The following is a 17,743-nucleotide window of genomic DNA, read 5'->3' as shown; positions in this document are numbered from 1 at the left end:
ATTATGACCATGAAGACCGAGGTAAGAACATACTGGCTAAATACAATGCTTAAAATCTCTCTGCCGGTACTTGAAAATCTGGCAAATGACAGTTTAAAGGCACGCCTGCCCAATACAAATCCCAGCTGCCATAAAAATGCATTGCTGGAGGCATTTGGGCGTACCGCTTATGGGATCAGTCCATGGCTGGAACTGGAGGGCCTCACCGGAGAAGAAAAAAAGATGCAGGATTCCTGCAGGAAGCTTTTTCATAAGGCACTGGCCAACGCAACTGATCCGAAAGCCAAAGATTATATGTTATTCGGGGGAGAAGAAGATGAAAGACAGCCTCTGGTAGATGCAGCATTTTTATGCAGTGCCCTGGTAAGAGCACAAAACAGTCTCGTTGGGAATATGAATGGTAAAACAAAGGAACAGCTGATCCGCTGCCTGATGATTACCAGAAGGATTCAGCCGTTAGATAATAACTGGGTCTTATTCAGCGCCATGGTAGAGACAGGTCTTTATCTTCTGGGAGGAGATTATGACAAGGACCGGATCCGTAACCATGTCCGTAAGATGCTTGGCTGGTATAAAGGGGACGGACTTTACGGAGATGGAGAGGTGTTTCATTTTGATTATTACAACAGCTTTGTCATACAACCAATGTTGCTGGATATCATGAATTGCTTTAAAGATATGGAACAGGAGATGCTGCCCGTAGTCTGGCAGCGTTCAAAACGGTATGCAGCGATTTTGGAGAGAATGATTTCTCCGGAGGGGGCATATCCAATCGTAGGGCGTTCCGTATGCTACCGGTTTGGCGCATTTCAGACTTTATCGCAGATGGCACTGTACCACAGTCTTCCAGAGGAACTTACCCCTGCGCAGGTGCGCTGTGCTCTGACTGCGGTGATGAAACGGATCATCGATGGACCTGGTATTTTTGATGAAAACGGATGGTTGAAAACCGGTGTCAGCGGTTATCAGCCGGATTTGGGAGAGCGGTATATCAATACTGGAAGTCTGTATTTATGTACTACAGTATATCTGGTTCTGGGGCTTTTGCAGGAGGATCCGTTCTGGTCAGATGAGGATCAGCCATGGACTTCGCAAAAAATATACTCCGGTCAAAATATGGCTGCAGATAAAGCCATCAAGTTATAAAAAACAATCAAAACACACGGTTAAAAACTGTAAATGTGTACAAAATATATGAATCAATATTGGTTAAAATACCGATTGCCTTTGCTGCACTCCTGTGATAAGCTTTACGTAGTTTACAGGAGTGTTACTATTAAATTAGGCAAGTCTGCATCTGTTTTATTTGGTGCATACTTGTTTTTTTGTTTTTAAACCATCTGTAGCATTATGTTTTTTACACATTGAGATCGAGGAAACTTTTATGAAAATGGTTATTAAGCAGATATTAAATACAAATGCTGTGATATCAAACGATGAAAATGGACAGGATGTCCTGCTGCTTGGAAGCGGACTTGGATTTAAAAGCCGTATGGGCGATGCCATCGATCAGGAGCGGGTTGAAAAACAATTTATTCTGAAAGATAAAAACCATAAAAGTCAGTTCCGGGAAATACTTGATACAGTGCCCCAGGAATACATCATGGTTGCAGAGGATGTCATTGATTTTGCTGTCCAGGTTTTTGATATGACTCTCAATGAAACCATTCATATTTCCCTGGTCGATCATATTTATCATGCAGTAGAAAATTTTCAGCAGGGGCTTGTCGTACCCAATTCCATTTTACATGATATCATACGGTTTTATCCGGACGAATATAAAGTGGGACAAAAGATGCTGGATTTGATAGAGTCTAAATTTGGTTACCGGTTATCCAATGATGAGGCGGGATTTGTGGCTATGCATTTTGTAACAGCCCGGCATAATCAGATAAGCGGAAATGCAAAAAAGATGATTGTCATGGTGAGCGAGCTCAATGATTTGATTATGTCAGAACTGAATTTTCAGGTGAAGGAAGATTCCCTTCCCTATTACCGATATATGACCCATTTGAAATTCTTTGCCCAGCGTGTCATGAAAAAGTATTATTATAAAGAGCATGGCGGGGCGCGTATGTTAGAAGAGCTGCTTCGGAACTACCCCGATGAATATCGTTGCAGCCAGAAAGTATGTCAATACATTGAAGATAAATATCATTACAAAGCAGGACACGATGAGTTGGTTTATCTGGCAGTTCATCTGTCACAATTAAAAAACAGTTAGATTTTGGCAGTGTTATGATTCAGTTCAGCAAAGCCTGGTTATTCTCTTAAATGATAGGGGATAACCAGGCTTTTTTGATAAAAAAATTTAGGGAGGTATCATAATGGCAGATTATTCAAAATTAGCCAAAGATATTGTAGAACATGTTGGTGGGGAAGAAAATGTAAATTCCCTGACCCACTGTATCACGCGGCTTCGTTTTAAGTTAAAAGACGAAAGCAAGGCGGATACGGAAACACTGAAAAATATGCAGGGTGTTATTAAGGTAATGCAGGCAGGCGGCCAGTATCAGGTTGTAATCGGAAGTGATGTGGAAGATGTTTATGACCAGATTTTACTGAGCACTTCCATTGGGGAAAAGAATCAGGATGAATCAGCAGAGGCTGATAATTCAGTATCAGGAAACAAAAAGAACAGTTTTATGGATAAGATGACAGATCTTATTTCCGGTATATTTTTGCCCTTTATGGGAGCATTTGCCGGTGCAGGACTTTTAAAGGGTTTTTTGGTATTATTCACAACCCTGGCCCTGCTTGATAAAACTTCTACCACTTATACCATACTATATGCTGCATCAGACGGTATTTTTTATTTCCTGCCTGTTTTTCTGGCATATTGTTCAGCACAGAAATTTGGCGCGAAGCCGTTTATTTCCATGGCAATTGCCTGCGCTATGTGTTATCCTTCCATGACGGCTCTATTCGCTGATAAGGAAGTTGCTGTTACATTTTTCTCAATTCCTGTAAAACTGATCAGCTATCCAAGTTCTGTACTGCCGATTCTCTTAACTGTTTATGCGCAGTCTAAACTGGAAAAAGGGCTGATGAAAGTTATTCCTAAGATAATTCAGAGTATTGTTATTCCGGTGGTGGATTTTGCTATTGTGTTCCCTGTCGCTTTGATTGTGATCGGACCGGTTACTGATATCGTGAGTAAAGGGATTGCCGGAGGAATTCAGGCAGTATTTGCTTTCTCTCCAGCAATTGCAGGATTTGCTATGGGCGCTTTATGGCCGCTGTTTATCGTGTTTGGTTTGCACTGGGGATTTGTACCTATCATTTTGAACAACTATTCCGTATTAGGATATGATTACATCTCACCAGCTACATTTGGTGCTAACTTTGGTATCGCGGCAGCATGTTTGGCAGTATTCTTAAAGACAAAAAATAAAGATATGAAGTTAGTATCCGGTTCTGCTTCTATTTCAGCTTTGATTGGTGGTGTTACAGAGCCAGGTATCTACGGTGTTTTAATGAAAAACCGTAAAATATTCATTGGAATGTGCATCATTAACGGATTAAGCGGTATTATTGCAGCTGTTACAGGATGTATCCGTACAGCACAGGTTCCAGTCAACCTTTTAACGATTCCAGCCCTTTTTGCCATGGCGGGCCCGGCTATCGTTGTATCAATCACATTTTCTTTTGTAGTAGTATTTTTATTAACTTATTTCTTTCTCTATAAAGATGCAGTATAATAGAGAATGGTGAATTATGGCAGCATAAATAGATAACAGGAGAGTGAACGATGCTGAATTTTTCAGAATTATACCCATGCAGCAATCAGGCGAGAATGGCTCAGCTGTTGGATGGTATGTGGAAGTTCCGGTTTGATCCGGAGGAAAAAGGACTGCAGGAGGGCTGGCAGCATAAGCTGCCAGACCCCATCTCCATGCCGGTTCCCGCAAGCTTTTCCGACTTTTTTACAACAAAAGAAGAACGGGATTTTTGCGGAGATTTCTGGTATGAGACGGAAGTATTTGTACCACGGGAATGGGAGAAACAGGAGTTGGAAATCCGTTTCGGAAGCATTACCCACCGCGCCAGCGTTTTCTGCAATGGCAGTCTGACAGCAACTCATGAGGGCGGATTTTTGCCAGTGGTTGCCAGAGTGACGGATCATGTGAAATTTGGTGAGGTTAATACATTTGTCGTAAAGGCCAATAACGAATTAAATGAAGAGAGTCTTCCCTGTGGTGCTACCATGGTGCTCAGTGATGGAAGAAAACTGGCCAAGCCTTATTTCGATTTTTTTAATTACTCTGGAATCCAGAGAAGCGTATGGCTTGTTTCAAAGCCCGGAGAATCCATCGAAGATTTCAGTGTGGATTATGAGTTAAATGGAGAAGATGCCGTTGTTCATTATCAGATTATGACCAATGGAGATCATGAAGTTTCCTTTGAATTATTTGATGAGAATAAACAGCAGGTGGCGAAAAGCACAGGCGCGAAAGGCAGTGTCACTGTTTCCAAAGCCCATTTGTGGAATGTGGGAAAAGCCTATCTCTATCAGGCGGTGATGCGTATCTGGGATGGAGAAACACTGATTGATGAGTATTCCTCTAAAATCGGGATCAGGACAGTAAAAATAGCAGGAAAAGAAATTCAGATTAATGGCAAGGCAGTTTATCTGAAAGGATTTGGAAAACACGAAGATTTTGAAGTCATTGGCCGTGGCTTCAACTGGGGTGTTTTAAAGCGAGATTTTGAATGCATGAAATGGATTGGTGCCAACTGCTTTCGAACCAGCCATTATCCTTATGCAGAAGAATGGTATCAGTTTGCAGATGAAGAAGGATTTCTGATCATTGATGAGGTTCCAGCCGTGGGTATGATGAGATCCACCAGAAACTTCGCAGATGCAGGAACCGGTAAATTCACCAGATTTTTTGAAACACCTACGGTACCAACTCTGTTAAAGAACCATCTTCAGGCAGTGGAAGAGATGATTGTTAGGGATAAAAACCATCCCAGTGTAATTGCATGGAGTCTGTTTAATGAACCGGAAACAACCAGTGAAGAGTCGAAAGATTATTTCACTGCAGTATTTGATGCCGCCAGAGCATTGGATCCTCAAAGTCGTCCAATGACAGGGGCATTTGAAAAGAACAGTCAGCCGGAACTGTGTAAGTGTTACCAGCTTTGTGATTTTATTTGTCTGAACCGTTATTACGGGTGGTATATCAAAGGAGGACCAGAGATTGTTGATGCAAGAGAAGCCTTCTTAATTGAAATGAATAAGTGGAAAGATAAAAATTTGAATATACCGTTTGTATTTACTGAATTTGGCACGGATACCATGGCGGCAGAACATAAACTTCCCAGTATTATGTGGAGCCAGGAATACCAGAACGAATATCTGGATATGAATTTTGAAATATTTGACCAGTTTGAGTTTGTACAGGGAGAATTGGTTTGGAATTTTGCTGATTTCCAGACAACAGAGGGAATCATGCGTGTAAATGGGAACAAAAAGGGGATTTTCAATCGGGTAAGACAGCCGAAAAGTGCTGCTTTCGTATTAAAAAAACGTTGGGAATCATTGGACTAATTATATAGAGGACTGAGCGAATGGGATTTTTAGATAATTTATTTGGTAACAAAGAGAAAAAAGAATCAGATACTCCTGTTATTAAGAGCATAACCTGTGAACCAAAAACAATTTACAGCCCTTTAAAGGGAACTGTAATCCCCCTATCTAACGTAAGCGATCCGGTATTTGCAGAAGAAGTGATGGGACCAGGCGTTGGCATCGAACCAGAAGAAGGAAAGTTATATGCTCCGGTTGATGGTGAGATTGTATCTGTATTTCCAACCGGACATGCAATTGGTATGACAACCGGGGATGGAATGGAAGTATTGCTTCATATCGGCATCGATACAGTACAACTGGAAGGTGATGGTTTTCATGCTTTGGTAAAACAGGGAGATCATGTGAAAGCAGGGGAGCTGCTGGTAGAATTCGATTGTGCTAAGATTAAAGAGAAAGGTTATCAGACAACCACTATGGTTCTGGTGCCCAATGCCGCTTTGATGGGGACGATGAGCCAGCCGAAGACAGGTTCAGTTGAGCCTTTGGAACAAATCTTTAATTTTCTGTAATAACTTCTGGGGAGTATTAACAGAGATAGATAATACATTATAACCACAAAAGCGCGGGAAGCTTTCATGGAGCTGCCTGCGCTTTTTGTACGTAAATAAAATTATATAGGAATTACATAAAAACATATTGACAAATATCAATATGTTTTTATAATTAAGACATAGATAAATATCTATATCATAAATTCTGAGCATATAAAAAGGAGAAGACAATGGATCAGTATGCAGATTATGCGTCAGTATTTAAAGCATTAGGTGATACAACAAGGCTTAAAATTATGGAAATGTTATCCTGTGGTGAACTTTGTGCATGTAATATACTGGAATCTTTTGAGATTACACAGCCCACATTATCTTATCACATGAAGATACTCACAGAATGCGGGCTTGTAATAGGCCGTAAAGAAGGATCCTGGATGCATTACAGCAATAATACCCAGTTAATTGAAAAGATTAAAAATTACTGGACCAATATTTCTACAGAACAGGAAGACTGTATCTGTAAACATACGAAATGCGATGCGGCGAATGACCAGATGGACTGATGTTTTTTTGTAACATACCAATTCATGCCGCATAGTATATGCATATATGCTCATATAGATATTAACTAAGAAAGGAGTGATAGTTTGACAGATATTTTTAAGGCACTGTCTGAGGAAAGCAGGCTGCGAATCCTGACTCTGCTGATGGAACGGGAAATGTGTGTCTGTGAGATAGAAATTTGTCTGAATATGACACAGTCTAACGCATCCAGACATCTGACGGTACTGAAAAACTGCGGGATTTTATACGGTTATAAGAAGGCACAATGGGCATATTTTGGAATCAGCGACAGTTTTAAAGAGGAACATAAAGAGCTGTGGGAGTATCTGCAGAAAAAGATAGTTGAATTACCGACCTATGAGTCCGACCGCAGTCAATGCGAGAAGTACAAAACCGTTGATGTCTGCGCCAATTCAAAAATAACTCAGGAGGGAGAGGAAGAATGAAGAAAGAAAAATCAGCAGAGATTGGTTTTTTCCAAAGATATTTAACCATATGGGTAGCCCTGTGTATGGTTGCAGGCGTATTAATCGGAAAATTTCTTCCCGCGATACCTGGATTTTTCAGTCAGTTTGAATATGCCAATGTATCGATTCCTACAGCCATATTAATCTGGATTATGATTTACCCAATGATGATGAAGGTGGATTTTGAAAGTGTGAAGTATGTGGGGAAAAATCCCAAAGGATTATATGTAACGTGGATTACAAACTGGTTAATCAAACCATTTACCATGTTTGCAATTGCTTCTTTCTTTTTCTACGTTGTATTTAAAGGATTGATTCCTGCAAATCTGGGAAAAGAATATTTAGCCGGTGCCGTTTTATTAGGAGCAGCTCCTTGTACAGCCATGGTTTTTGTATGGAGCCAGCTGACGAAAGGGAACCCGGCCTACACCGTGGTGCAGGTTGCAACCAATGACTTGATTATTTTAATTGCCTTCGTACCCATTGTCAAATTTTTGCTTGGAGTGAGTAAGGTATCTGTCCCCTGGGATACTCTGATTTTATCAGTCGTCTTATTTGTTGTGGTACCTTTAGCGGCAGGTGTCTTAACAAGGATGTATATCAGTAAGAAAAAAGGAAGAGATTATTTTGAAAATCAGTTTCTTCCCAGGTTCGATCATGCAACAATTGCCGGATTGCTGCTGATGCTTGTACTTTTATTCTCTTTCCAGGGTGATGTTATTTTAAATAATCCTCTGCACATATTACTCATAGCAGTGCCGCTGACCATACAGACATTTTTAATTTTCTTCCTTGCGTATCTTGCCGCAAAAGTGCTTAAGCTTCCTCATAATATAGCAGCTCCGGCGGGCATGATCGGCGCTTCCAATTTCTTTGAGCTGGCAGTTGCTGTTGCCATAGCCCTGTTCGGCATGGATTCCCCGGCAGCACTTGCCACCGTAGTTGGTGTTTTAACCGAGGTACCGATTATGCTCATACTTGTTAAGATTGCAAATAAAACAACTCATTGGTTTGAAACAAAATAATATTAGAAAAGGAAGTATCAGAATATGAAAAAAATGGAGATATTTGAACCAGCTATGTGCTGCTCAACAGGACTTTGCGGAGTTTCCGTTGATCCGGAATTATTAAGGATTTCCACGGTACTGAATACGTTAAAAAATAACGGAGTACAGGTGGGACGTTTTAATCTTACAAATGCCCCCCAGGAATTTGTGACAAATAAAACAGTAAATGATTTTATCAGAGAAAAAGGCGTAGATGGTTTACCAGTTATTACAGTAGATGGAAATATAGCGATAACCGGCAGATATCCATCAAATGAAGAGTTTATAAAATTGCTGGATGTTCCGGAACATTTTGTTGGCAAAATTGCAGGTGGCGCAGAGACTGAGAAATCAAAAGGCTGCGGCTGCTCTGGAGGGGGTTGTTGCTGTTAGTGGAAACGTTCAATATAGAAAAAGAAGTATTTACAAAATATCTTTTTTTTACTGGAAAAGGCGGAGTGGGAAAGACTTCAGCAGCCTGTGCCACAGCGGTATCCCTTGCTGATTCAGGAAAAAGGGTGCTGCTGATCAGCACGGACCCGGCCTCCAATCTCCAGGATGTATTTGAAACAGAATTGAACAATAAAGGCGTCCCAATTGCTGGCGTGCCTGGTCTTGTGGTAGCCAACTTAGATCCCATAGAGGCAGCTGCAGAGTACCGGGAAAGTGTAATTGCCCCTTATCGGGGTCAGCTGCCGGACGCTGTCCTGAAAAATATGGAGGAACAGATGTCTGGCTCCTGCACAGTTGAAATTGCAGCTTTTAATGAGTTTTCAAAGTTTATTACAGATGAACAAATTCAGGATGAATTTGATTCTATTATCTTTGATACCGCACCTACGGGGCACACATTAAGGATGCTCCAGCTCCCATCAGCCTGGAGCAGCTTTATCAGTGAAAATACCCACGGTGCTTCCTGTTTAGGGCAGCTGTCCGGTCTGGAAAGCAAAAGGGAAATCTATAAAAAGGCTGTGAAAACATTATCTGATGGAGCTCTTACAACCTTAATTCTGGTATCAAGACCTGAGGTGACTCCGTTAAAAGAAGCTGCGAGAGCCTCTTATGAACTCAAAGATATTGGAGTAAAAAACCAGAAATTGATCATAAACGGATTATTGACGGGATATGATGATACCATTTCAGAAAGCTTATATAAAAAACAACAGGCAGCGCTATCCGGTATGCCAGAAGAACTTATGAATCTGAAATGCCGTTTCATACCTCTCAGATCCTATCCCATAACCGGATTGGAAAACGTAAGAGCCTTACTGAAAAAAGACAGTGATGTTGTCAGCGGGGATAAAGTCAATGCGGATATGATACCAGGGCTGAAAGATGTAATAGACGACTTATACTTATCTGGGAAAAAAGTCATATTTACCATGGGAAAAGGGGGTGTGGGGAAAACAACAATAGCCGCATCTGTTGCACTTGGTCTGGCAGAGAGAGGGAAAAAAGTACATCTGACGACAACTGATCCGGCTGCTCATCTTAAGTTTGTTATGAGCGAAACGGATAACATTACAATGAGCCATATTGATGAAAAAGAGGAGTTAAAGAAATATCAGCAGGAAGTACTTAATAAAGCCAGGGAAACGATGTCAGAGGAGGATCTTGCATATATAGAAGAAGATTTAAGATCCCCCTGTACCCAGGAAATAGCGGTATTCAGAGCCTTTGCGGATATTGTTGACAGGGCAGAAGACCAGATTGTAGTGATTGATACCGCACCCACTGGCCATACGTTATTACTTCTGGATTCAACCCAAAGCTATAACCAGGAGATAAAACGCTCCCAGGGTGATGTTCCCGATTCAGCCATAAAACTGCTTCCAAGATTAAGAAATAAAAGTGAGACAGAAGTTATTATAGTCACTCTTGCTGAAACTACCCCGGTATATGAAGCTCTGCGTCTGGAGGCGGATTTAAAGCGGGCGGGCATTGCCGCAAAGTGGTGGGTTATTAATTCATCCCTTTACCGTACCGGTACCACGAATCATTTGCTGTCAGCAAAAGCCAGTAATGAAATTCAATGGATTAATAAGGTGGATGCCCACTCCAATGGAAATTTTGCAGTGATCAGCTGGAGACCGGATGAAATAAAAGACGAGAGTTTATATCTGCTGTAGATAAAAGAGGTGAAAGTGATATGAATAAAGATCATAAAACGAAAGTTGCCTTCGTTTGTGTACACAACTCCTGCCGAAGCCAGATAGCAGAAGCGTTAGGAAAGCATCTTGCCAGTGATGTGTTTGAAAGCTATTCGGCAGGAACCCAATTAAAAGATCAGATCAATCAGGATGCAGTCCGGTTAATGAAAAAGATATATGGAATTGATATGGAGGCATCACAGAAAAGTAAGTTAATAGATGAGATACCAGGTCCTGATGTGGTAATTACCATGGGATGCAATGTGAAATGCCCGGTTCTTCCCTGTAAAATAAGAGAGGACTGGGGATTAGATGATCCTTCAGGGAAAGACGATGGTGCTTTTGAGAAAACCATTGGGATAATCGAGAATAAAATCTTAGATTTAAGAAACAGGCTGAAAAATCAGATGCTATAATAAAAAGTGGGCGGCTTAGAAACAACAGGCAGCCCACTTTTTGTTAGTACTCAATAAATAAGAGACTTGATCTGTCAGATGGATTTGCGAATAACAGGTACATAAATTTCCATTACCGCATCTTTGGTCTCATGGCAGCGCTCATCATAAAATTCAAAATCCATCTTTGTTTCATCGAATTCATAATTGCTGGAAGGAAACCATTCGTTGAAAATGTATTTCCATGTCTGTTTTATAGCGGTTGAAAACGGATCATGATCTTCTGTCTGGGCTGCAAGAATTTCTTTAACAGGTGGTGTTGTAAAAACAGCATATTCTGCTTCCGGTACAGTAATGGTCATCATATCCGGAGTTACTTTTTCAAAGTCATCAACAATAACACCCAATAAATAAACAGCGCTGCCATTTTCTGAGTTAGGCACACAGATTCCAACTTCCCCATGATTGGGCGGATTTAATTGTTGATACATTTTACTTTCCAGATTTTCTCCATCATAGGTATCCCAATATGCAGCGATATCCTTTGTATAATTTTCTGCAATACTTGTGTTAATTCCATAGCCAGCAACCAGAAAAGCTGGTTTTCTTATAATAACAGGATTCATAATAATACCCCCTAAATTTGTTATAATTTCTTTCACATCACAGCCGCTCATTCTGGAAATATAGGTAGTAGGGCTATAACCGAATTCTTTACGAAACGCTTTTGAATATCCGCTTGCAGTTTCGAATCCGTAATCAAGTGCAACTTCTATAATCTTTTTACTAATAAGAAGGTCTGCACGGGAAAGCAATAATCGCTTTTTACGGACGAATTCCATAAGTGGAATCCCTTGACTGACAGCAAAAATTCTGCAAAAATGAAATACGGAATATCCCGCCTGCTGTGATATTTGTTCCGCTGTCAATTCTTCTTTTATATTTCTTTCAATAAAGTGTATGCTTTGTTCGATTGTCTTACTATATTCCAAATAATCTCCTTGCCTTTCCTCCGTACGGTAACTGTATTATATCAACTATTTTTGGGGTTTGCTGTTCCTGTTTTGCTAAAACCAGTTCAGATGAGATTTCTAAGCCAGATCTCCATATTTGTTGTATCAGGTGAATGGCTTGCATAGCGTTCCGCGCAGAAAGCATCAGTCTGCAATTTGTGTTTAGGAAGCCATGTATTATAAATATAATGCTGGGCTTTATAAAGCGCATCCACAACAAGTGCTTCAAAACTCTCGGCTTCAAAAGAGCAGATAATATATTCTCCAGCAGGTAATTCCCAGCTCTTAAAAGCGCTTGGAATTTCTGCGTGCTCATAAGGCATACCGGCAAAATAGCTAAAATACCCTTCTTTTAAACTGGAGTATGCGACCCCAATTTCCTCTTTTTCCTCAGAAACACAGGTCAATACAGTTTTTTGTTTATGGAAGTCATCCCAAAGTGAGGCAAGCGGATCTATTCCGGACTCTGTTCCGAGACCGTCTATATGATGGATTGGTACATCCTTTATTAACCCCATATAATGAACTGGTTCTTTCAGTTCTTCTCTGTGTATTTCCAGAACAATACCATCGGTAATCAGCGGCACTTCCTCATCTACCAGTGTGTAGTGAAGCAGAAGCTGGGGTTTTGTCATACGGTTGAGAGTCTGTGGGTTTTTGCGGTACTCATCTGGAGTCAGACCAAAGGTGTTTTTAAATGTGCGGGAAAAGTGTTCGTGAGAGGTAAATCCAAGCTCTAATGCAATATCCAGGATTCTTATGTCTGATTGGAGTAAGCAGTCTGCTGCCTTTGCCACACGGCGGAGTTTGATATACTCAGCGACCGGTTTTTTGACAAGGCGGCTAAATAAGCGTTGATAATAGAACGGAGACAGACAAGCTGTTTTTGCCAGATCCTCAATATTAATATCCTCATTTAAATGATCTTCAATATAATTGACTGTTTGTTGTATTTGTTCCCATGCGTGCATATTTAAGCACCTCCTTTTTTCCTGCAGTATACCATGTCTGTCAGGGATACCGCTTGACTGTGCATGCTTTTTATTGAGGATACCATATTTGAAAGAGATCTGGAAGCAATGTTTGTGGGCATACTGCTTTAATATAGTCTTCAAAAGAGCAAATAATAATTGATTGACGATCCGGTTAGTCTATGCTAAAATAGCGAAAGGTTAGCGAAGACTAACACTCTGGAATGCATAGAATGGAGTATACATATGAAACGCATATTTTCCCTGGTTTTCTGTTTTATTCTTGTTGTAGCGTGTTTATCCGGCTGCGCGAACAGCAAACAGACATCGGAAACAGACGAAACTACAGGCGCCGCAGTTGATAAAGTTATGGTTGAAACGGCTATGGGACCGGTAGAAATACCAGCCAACCCAAAACGAATCGCCTCCGCCCTGATTGGTATTACCGGCTATCTGGCTGCGCTGGATACGATTCCAGTGGGCACTGCAACTCAGAGCGGATTCCCGGATTATATTAAAAGTAATCTGGCTGGTTCGGTTGATCTTGGTGAAACCGATTCACTTAATCTGGAAGCATTGATGGAACTGGAGCCTGATTTAATTATTGGAATAGCATCAGTTCACAAGGAGCAATATGAATTGCTGTCAGCAATTGCCCCTACCGTTTTATTAGAGTCAGCGACCGATGACTGGGCGACCTTTCATACCGTAGCCCAGCTGGTAGGAAAAGAGGAGACTGCTTTTGCACTGCAGAAAGAATATGATGAGCGCATTTCTAAGCTGCAGCAGGAGATAAAGGAGAAGTATCCACAGGGAGCAAAGGTTGCTTACATGCGCGTACAGGGCAAGGAGCTGCAAATTCTCAATCCTGCTTCGGTCTATTTTAAAGATCTTTACCGTGATATGAGTTGGTCATCTGCCAGTGAGGGTGTAGTTGATTTTGGAGACGGCTGGAATGCAACGATTTCCATGGAGGCTTTGCCGCAGCTTGATATGGATTACTTAATACTGGCTGTCCGCCCCGATGAAACAAGCCAGCAGGCATATGCAGAACTAAAGAAATCTGCAGTATGGCAAAGCCTGGAGGCAGTAAAGAAAGAAAACACAGCGATTGTGGACGCCAATATCTGGTTTGCAAGCTCTGATCCCATTGCCCTGAATATTCGTCTTGATAATATCGAAGATATGATGTTAAGGTAATCCATATGGCGATGAATAAAAAGAAAACGCCAACTTATGTAAAAGGCCGTGTGCCTGCTGCTGTGGTTATCATTCCCGGTATTTTTCTGCTGCTTGGAATTATGATATTTTCAATAAGGTATGGGGTGGCAGATATTGACAGCAAGACGATATGGAGCAGTATCATTTCTTTTGATAAAAATAATTTATCCCATCAGATTATGCACGAGCTTCGATTTCCACGGGTTCTTGGCGGTGCAATGATTGGTGCAGGCTTTGCTGTCTGCGGTGCGATTATGCAGGCGATTACCAGAAATCCCCTTGCGGATTCAGGAATCCTTGGAATTAATGCAGGTGCCGGGATCATGATTGCAGTTTGCTTTGTCTTCATGCCGTCGCTGTCATTTACTGGTATCGCATTTATGTCCTTTCTTGGAGCCGGCATGGGCATGGCGATGGTAATTGGTATCAATCTGCTGACAAAAACAAATTCGCTTCAGATTATTCTTATCGGCACCGCAATCACCACGTTTCTGACTGCTCTCAGTGAAGGTCTTATTATACGCAGCGGGATTGGACAGGATCTGGCATTCTGGTATGCCGGCGGGCTTGCCGGTGCCAGATGGAACCAGGTGATCATTGTGGGCATCTGTTTTGTACTGGCAATGGCAATGTCTGTGATGCTGTCCCCCTCAATTACGGCACTGAGCATGGGCGAGGATATTGCTGCAAGTCTGGGGATCAATACAAAAACCGTGAAACTGCTTTGCTTTCTCACTGTTACGCTGCTTGCGGGGTCATCTGTTGCTATGGTGGGAAATATAGGCTTTATCGGCATAGTTATTCCTCATATTACAAGAAAGCTTGTAGGAACTGATTATAGGGCGTTGATTCCATGTTCTGCCACCCTGGGTGCCCTTCTTGTGGTGCTCGCCGACTTAGGGGCAAGGAGTATCAACCCGCCCCATGAAATACCTGCAGCGGCTATTATTGCAGCAATAGGAGTACCGTTTTTTCTATTGCTTGCACGCAAGAAGGGGTGAGGGGATACGATATGCAAGAGAAAAAATATGTTTTTTCGGCAGAGGCGAAAGCGAAGAAAAGAGCTGTTGTTGTTATATTCAGCCTGTTTCTGCTGTTCCTTGTGGTATTCTTTCTTGGGGTACAGACAGGGACGATTCATTTGCCCTTTCAGCGGGTAATTCCGGCTTTGTTAAATCAGGGGACTGTAAAGGAGAGTTTCCTGGTGTTTCAATTAAGAATGCCGCGTATTATAATCTCAGTTCTGGTGGGAGCAGGACTGGCAGTATCTGGTTGTATTCTTCAGAGTGTCACCCGTAATCCCATGGCGGATCCCGGTATATTAGGAATCAATGCCGGAGCAGGGCTGGTGGTCCTGGTATACATAGCTGGTTTTGCAAAGAATTCTCCATCACCAGCCGGAATGTCCATTCTTTCCTGGGTGGGATCAATCGGTGCGGCGTTTACAATCTATCTTCTTGCCAGAAATGGGAATAAAGGACTCTCCTCCACACGGCTCCTGCTGACTGGTATTGCTTTAAATTTTGGAATTCAGGCCATTACAACCATAATTACTTTGTCACTGAATCCGCAGGAATATCAGACCTATGCCTATTGGATGGCTGGCAGTCTATGGGGAGTGACGTGGCCCTATGTAGTGACATTGCTGCCCCTTGTGACAGTATCTATTATAATTGTTTTGTCACAGGCTTCCACGCTTGATGTTCTGCCATTAGGGGATTCCATGGCTGCTAGTTTAGGGGTTTCGGTCCGGAAGCGGCAGGGGATTGCAATACTCTTTTCTGTAATTCTTGCCGGATCCTGTGTGGCGGCAGGCGGTAATATAGGTTTTGTCGGATTGCTCAGTACTCATATATCACGCAGACTGGTGGGGGCTGTTCACAAACGTCTTCTGCCGGTTACGGCACTGGTGGGCGGCTTGCTGGTTCTTATAGCCGATACCATCGGAAGAAGTATGTTTCTCCCTTCCGAAATGCCAACCGGGATTGTAGTCTCTGTAATAGGGGCTCCTTACTTTCTTTATCTTCTGCTGCGAACAGCAAAGAGAGAGGGGAGTTAAAGTAATTGCATAAATACAGGAGGATAAAAGCGTGAACGAATATAGAATTAAGACGGAGCAGCTCTGCATTTCCTATGACAAAACAGTGGTAGTCGAAAACCTCAATGTGCAGATCCCGACGGGAAAAATTACTGCGCTGGTCGGCGCCAATGGGTCAGGAAAATCAACAATCCTGCGTACCATTGCCAGACTATTGTCCCCCCAAAGCGGGCAGGTGCTTTTAGATGGAAAATCAATTCAAACCCAATCCGTTAAGGAAGTGTCTAAGAAATTAGCCTTCCTGCCGCAAAACCCTATGGCTCCGGAGGGATTGACAGTATTTGACCTGGTAAGCTTCGGGCGTTTCCCCCACAAGACAGGTTTTAAAAATATAACAGATGAGGACCGGGAAATAATCACCTGGGCAATGAAAACTACGAATACCTTAGAGCTGGAAAGCCGTTTTGTTGATGAGCTCTCCGGTGGGCAACGGCAGAGGGTATGGATTGCCATGGCTCTTGCCCAGCAGACGGAGATACTATTCCTGGACGAACCTACCACATTTTTGGATATGTCTCATCAGCTGGATGTACTTGAACTCCTTAAAAAATTAAACCAGGAGCAGCATAGAACAATTGTAATGGTGGTTCATGATTTAAATCAGGCGACGCGCTATGCACATAATATCATTGCAATCAGGCATGGGACACCAATGTGTGTTGGGACGCCAAAGGATATTATGAACAAACAAATGCTTAAGGATATCTTTGGCGTTGATGCTGAAATTCTTAAGGATCCCCGTGATGGCATACTGCTTTGTGTGCCGTACAGGATGCCGGAAAAAACTGATTAAAGGAGGTTTTGCTTTATGACTGTAAGTGAAATAATTCGTGAACGGTGTACCATTCGTGAATTCAATGATAAAAAAGTATCTCTTGATACCATAACAGAGCTGTTGGAAACTTCTGTCTGGGCGCCATATCATGGGATACCTGAGCCGTGGAGGTTTATTGTTTTTTCAGAAAATGGAATGGAGCGGTTAATAGATATGATTCTTCAGGCACTTTCTCTGCCGGAAAGAAAAGAATATGGAGAGAAGCTTAAAACGTATCTTCGTACGGTTCCTGTCGCCATTGCAGTGGTGGGAAAACTGGACCGCAATCAGAAGATTATGGATGAGGTTTCTGCATCAGTGAGTGCATTGATTCAGAATTTTCAATTAGCAGCCTGGGAAAAGGAGATTGGTGTTGTATGGAAAACACAATCCTATATGTACGCTCCTCAAATCAGTAAAAGTCTTGTACTGAAACCTGATGAAAAATTGGCAGGAGTTCTTCTTTGTGGGTATTTTGATAAAAAGCCAACGGAACGTTTTCGTAAAAGTGCAGCATCCAGAACAACATATGTTAAAGCATGAATGGATTGACTGTTTCAGACAATTTAAGAAACCATATGAGCACAGGGAATAAAAGCCTTGTGTTCTTTTTTAGTGAAAGTTAAGGGGGTTATACAAGTGTATGAAGGTGCTAAATGCCAATGAAAACGGGCTGAACAATGGGGGAATAATATCGGTAAAGTATCGATAATCACGACTTGTCTAACTCCAGCATAAAATATAGTGTATCCTACTTAGAAAGGAGTGATTTATATGTGTTGCTGTAGATGTGCATGTTGTAGACGTAGTTTCGAGTCTAATCGTGATGAAAATCGTGAATGGTGTGAACGCCGATTCAGAGAAGCTTCACAGAATGGTTCCGATAGGGGGCGCAGGCCTGGTTGCAGGTGTTCATC

18 protein-coding genes are annotated in these 17,743 nt (G+C 41.9%); 16 read left to right on the top strand and 2 right to left on the bottom strand.

Annotated elements, in window-relative coordinates; genetic code table 11:
- Positions 1–3: 3 nt before the first annotated feature.
- From BXY41_RS12365 to BXY41_RS12315, 11 genes are all read left to right on the top strand, one after another.
- The gene (locus tag BXY41_RS12365) at positions 4–1,146 is read left to right on the top strand and encodes a DUF2264 domain-containing protein (RefSeq protein WP_242980185.1); all 1,143 of its coding nucleotides are present in this window, start codon (positions 4–6) and stop codon (positions 1,144–1,146) included.
- A gap of 238 nt (positions 1,147–1,384) precedes the next feature.
- Entirely contained in the window at positions 1,385–2,224 is an 840-nt protein-coding gene (locus BXY41_RS12360) for a PRD domain-containing protein (protein WP_104437165.1), read from the top strand.
- Positions 2,225–2,327: 103 nt separating this feature from the next.
- Entirely contained in the window at positions 2,328–3,701 is a 1,374-nt protein-coding gene (locus BXY41_RS12355; protein WP_104437164.1) for a PTS transporter subunit EIIC, read from the top strand.
- A 50-nt stretch (positions 3,702–3,751) separates the two neighbouring features.
- Complete coding sequence (uidA, locus tag BXY41_RS12350; protein WP_104437163.1) at positions 3,752–5,554, top strand: beta-glucuronidase; 1,803 nt, start codon at positions 3,752–3,754, stop codon at positions 5,552–5,554.
- Between the two features lie 20 nt (positions 5,555–5,574).
- Positions 5,575–6,105, top strand: a complete 531-nt coding sequence (locus tag BXY41_RS12345; protein WP_104437162.1) for a PTS sugar transporter subunit IIA — start codon at positions 5,575–5,577, stop codon at positions 6,103–6,105.
- A gap of 212 nt (positions 6,106–6,317) precedes the next feature.
- Complete coding sequence (locus BXY41_RS12340; protein ID WP_104437161.1) at positions 6,318–6,650, top strand: ArsR/SmtB family transcription factor; 333 nt, start codon at positions 6,318–6,320, stop codon at positions 6,648–6,650.
- Positions 6,651–6,734: 84 nt separating this feature from the next.
- A complete protein-coding gene (locus BXY41_RS12335; RefSeq protein WP_104437160.1) occupies positions 6,735–7,097 on the top strand; it encodes an ArsR/SmtB family transcription factor in 363 nt (120 codons plus the stop codon).
- Positions 7,094–8,143: an ACR3 family arsenite efflux transporter gene (gene arsB, locus BXY41_RS12330; protein ID WP_104437159.1), complete on the top strand. Its 1,050-nt coding sequence runs from the start codon at positions 7,094–7,096 to the stop codon at positions 8,141–8,143. The genes BXY41_RS12335 and arsB overlap by 4 nt, the downstream gene beginning before the upstream one ends.
- A gap of 24 nt (positions 8,144–8,167) precedes the next feature.
- Positions 8,168–8,557 (top strand): arsenite efflux transporter metallochaperone ArsD, encoded by a 390-nt coding sequence (gene arsD / locus BXY41_RS12325; RefSeq protein WP_104437158.1) that lies wholly within the window; start codon positions 8,168–8,170, stop codon positions 8,555–8,557.
- A complete protein-coding gene (gene arsA, locus BXY41_RS12320) occupies positions 8,557–10,293 on the top strand; it encodes an arsenical pump-driving ATPase (RefSeq protein ID WP_104437397.1) in 1,737 nt (578 codons plus the stop codon). The genes arsD and arsA overlap by 1 nt, the downstream gene beginning before the upstream one ends.
- A 20-nt stretch (positions 10,294–10,313) precedes the next feature.
- A complete protein-coding gene (locus tag BXY41_RS12315; protein ID WP_104437157.1) occupies positions 10,314–10,730 on the top strand; it encodes an arsenate reductase ArsC in 417 nt (138 codons plus the stop codon).
- 74 nt (positions 10,731–10,804) lie between these two features.
- Here the strand turns inward: BXY41_RS12315 and BXY41_RS12310 are convergent, their stop codons facing one another.
- Complete coding sequence (locus tag BXY41_RS12310; protein WP_104437156.1) at positions 10,805–11,701, bottom strand: AraC family transcriptional regulator; 897 nt, start codon at positions 11,699–11,701, stop codon at positions 10,805–10,807.
- Between the two features lie 86 nt (positions 11,702–11,787).
- Complete coding sequence (locus BXY41_RS12305; RefSeq protein ID WP_104437155.1) at positions 11,788–12,693, bottom strand: AraC family transcriptional regulator; 906 nt, start codon at positions 12,691–12,693, stop codon at positions 11,788–11,790.
- 246 nt (positions 12,694–12,939) lie between these two features.
- Between BXY41_RS12305 and BXY41_RS12300 the strand changes: the two genes are divergently transcribed.
- Genes BXY41_RS12300 through BXY41_RS12280 form a run of 5 tightly spaced genes read left to right on the top strand, consistent with a single transcriptional unit; the run spans position 12,940 to position 17,369 of the window.
- Complete coding sequence (locus tag BXY41_RS12300; protein ID WP_104437154.1) at positions 12,940–13,893, top strand: ABC transporter substrate-binding protein; 954 nt, start codon at positions 12,940–12,942, stop codon at positions 13,891–13,893.
- A gap of 5 nt (positions 13,894–13,898) precedes the next feature.
- Positions 13,899–14,915, top strand: coding sequence for a FecCD family ABC transporter permease (locus BXY41_RS12295; RefSeq protein ID WP_104437153.1), 1,017 nt, complete (start codon positions 13,899–13,901; stop codon positions 14,913–14,915).
- Between the two features lie 11 nt (positions 14,916–14,926).
- The gene (locus BXY41_RS12290) at positions 14,927–15,973 is read left to right on the top strand and encodes a FecCD family ABC transporter permease (protein WP_104437152.1); all 1,047 of its coding nucleotides are present in this window, start codon (positions 14,927–14,929) and stop codon (positions 15,971–15,973) included.
- A 31-nt stretch (positions 15,974–16,004) separates the two neighbouring features.
- Entirely contained in the window at positions 16,005–16,805 is an 801-nt protein-coding gene (locus tag BXY41_RS12285; protein ID WP_104437151.1) for an ABC transporter ATP-binding protein, read from the top strand.
- Between the two features lie 15 nt (positions 16,806–16,820).
- Positions 16,821–17,369, top strand: coding sequence for a nitroreductase family protein (locus BXY41_RS12280; RefSeq protein ID WP_104437150.1), 549 nt, complete (start codon positions 16,821–16,823; stop codon positions 17,367–17,369).
- Positions 17,370–17,743: the final 374 nt, after the last annotated feature.

Origin of the sequence: Lacrimispora xylanisolvens, from assembly GCF_002934545.1 — a bacterium.
GTDB classification, from domain to species: Bacteria; Bacillota; Clostridia; order Lachnospirales; family Lachnospiraceae; genus Lacrimispora; species Lacrimispora xylanisolvens.
This window is presented reverse-complemented; position numbering and strand designations above follow the sequence as displayed.

What these genes read in the sequence shown, in the direction of transcription:
- BXY41_RS12365 (WP_242980185.1), top strand. Translation starts at nt 4, where the DNA reads ATGACCATGAAGACCGAGGTAAGAACATACTGGCTAAATACAATGCTT.
- BXY41_RS12360 (WP_104437165.1), top strand. Translation starts at nt 1,385, where the DNA reads ATGAAAATGGTTATTAAGCAGATATTAAATACAAATGCTGTGATATCA.
- BXY41_RS12355 (WP_104437164.1), top strand. Translation starts at nt 2,328, where the DNA reads ATGGCAGATTATTCAAAATTAGCCAAAGATATTGTAGAACATGTTGGT.
- uidA (WP_104437163.1), top strand. Translation starts at nt 3,752, where the DNA reads ATGCTGAATTTTTCAGAATTATACCCATGCAGCAATCAGGCGAGAATG.
- BXY41_RS12345 (WP_104437162.1), top strand. Translation starts at nt 5,575, where the DNA reads ATGGGATTTTTAGATAATTTATTTGGTAACAAAGAGAAAAAAGAATCA.
- BXY41_RS12340 (WP_104437161.1), top strand. Translation starts at nt 6,318, where the DNA reads ATGGATCAGTATGCAGATTATGCGTCAGTATTTAAAGCATTAGGTGAT.
- arsB (WP_104437159.1), top strand. Translation starts at nt 7,094, where the DNA reads ATGAAGAAAGAAAAATCAGCAGAGATTGGTTTTTTCCAAAGATATTTA.
- arsD (WP_104437158.1), top strand. Translation starts at nt 8,168, where the DNA reads ATGAAAAAAATGGAGATATTTGAACCAGCTATGTGCTGCTCAACAGGA.
- BXY41_RS12315 (WP_104437157.1), top strand. Translation starts at nt 10,314, where the DNA reads ATGAATAAAGATCATAAAACGAAAGTTGCCTTCGTTTGTGTACACAAC.
- BXY41_RS12305 (WP_104437155.1), bottom strand. Translation starts at nt 12,693, where the DNA reads ATGCACGCATGGGAACAAATACAACAAACAGTCAATTATATTGAAGAT.
- BXY41_RS12300 (WP_104437154.1), top strand. Translation starts at nt 12,940, where the DNA reads ATGAAACGCATATTTTCCCTGGTTTTCTGTTTTATTCTTGTTGTAGCG.
- BXY41_RS12295 (WP_104437153.1), top strand. Translation starts at nt 13,899, where the DNA reads ATGGCGATGAATAAAAAGAAAACGCCAACTTATGTAAAAGGCCGTGTG.
- BXY41_RS12290 (WP_104437152.1), top strand. Translation starts at nt 14,927, where the DNA reads ATGCAAGAGAAAAAATATGTTTTTTCGGCAGAGGCGAAAGCGAAGAAA.
- BXY41_RS12280 (WP_104437150.1), top strand. Translation starts at nt 16,821, where the DNA reads ATGACTGTAAGTGAAATAATTCGTGAACGGTGTACCATTCGTGAATTC.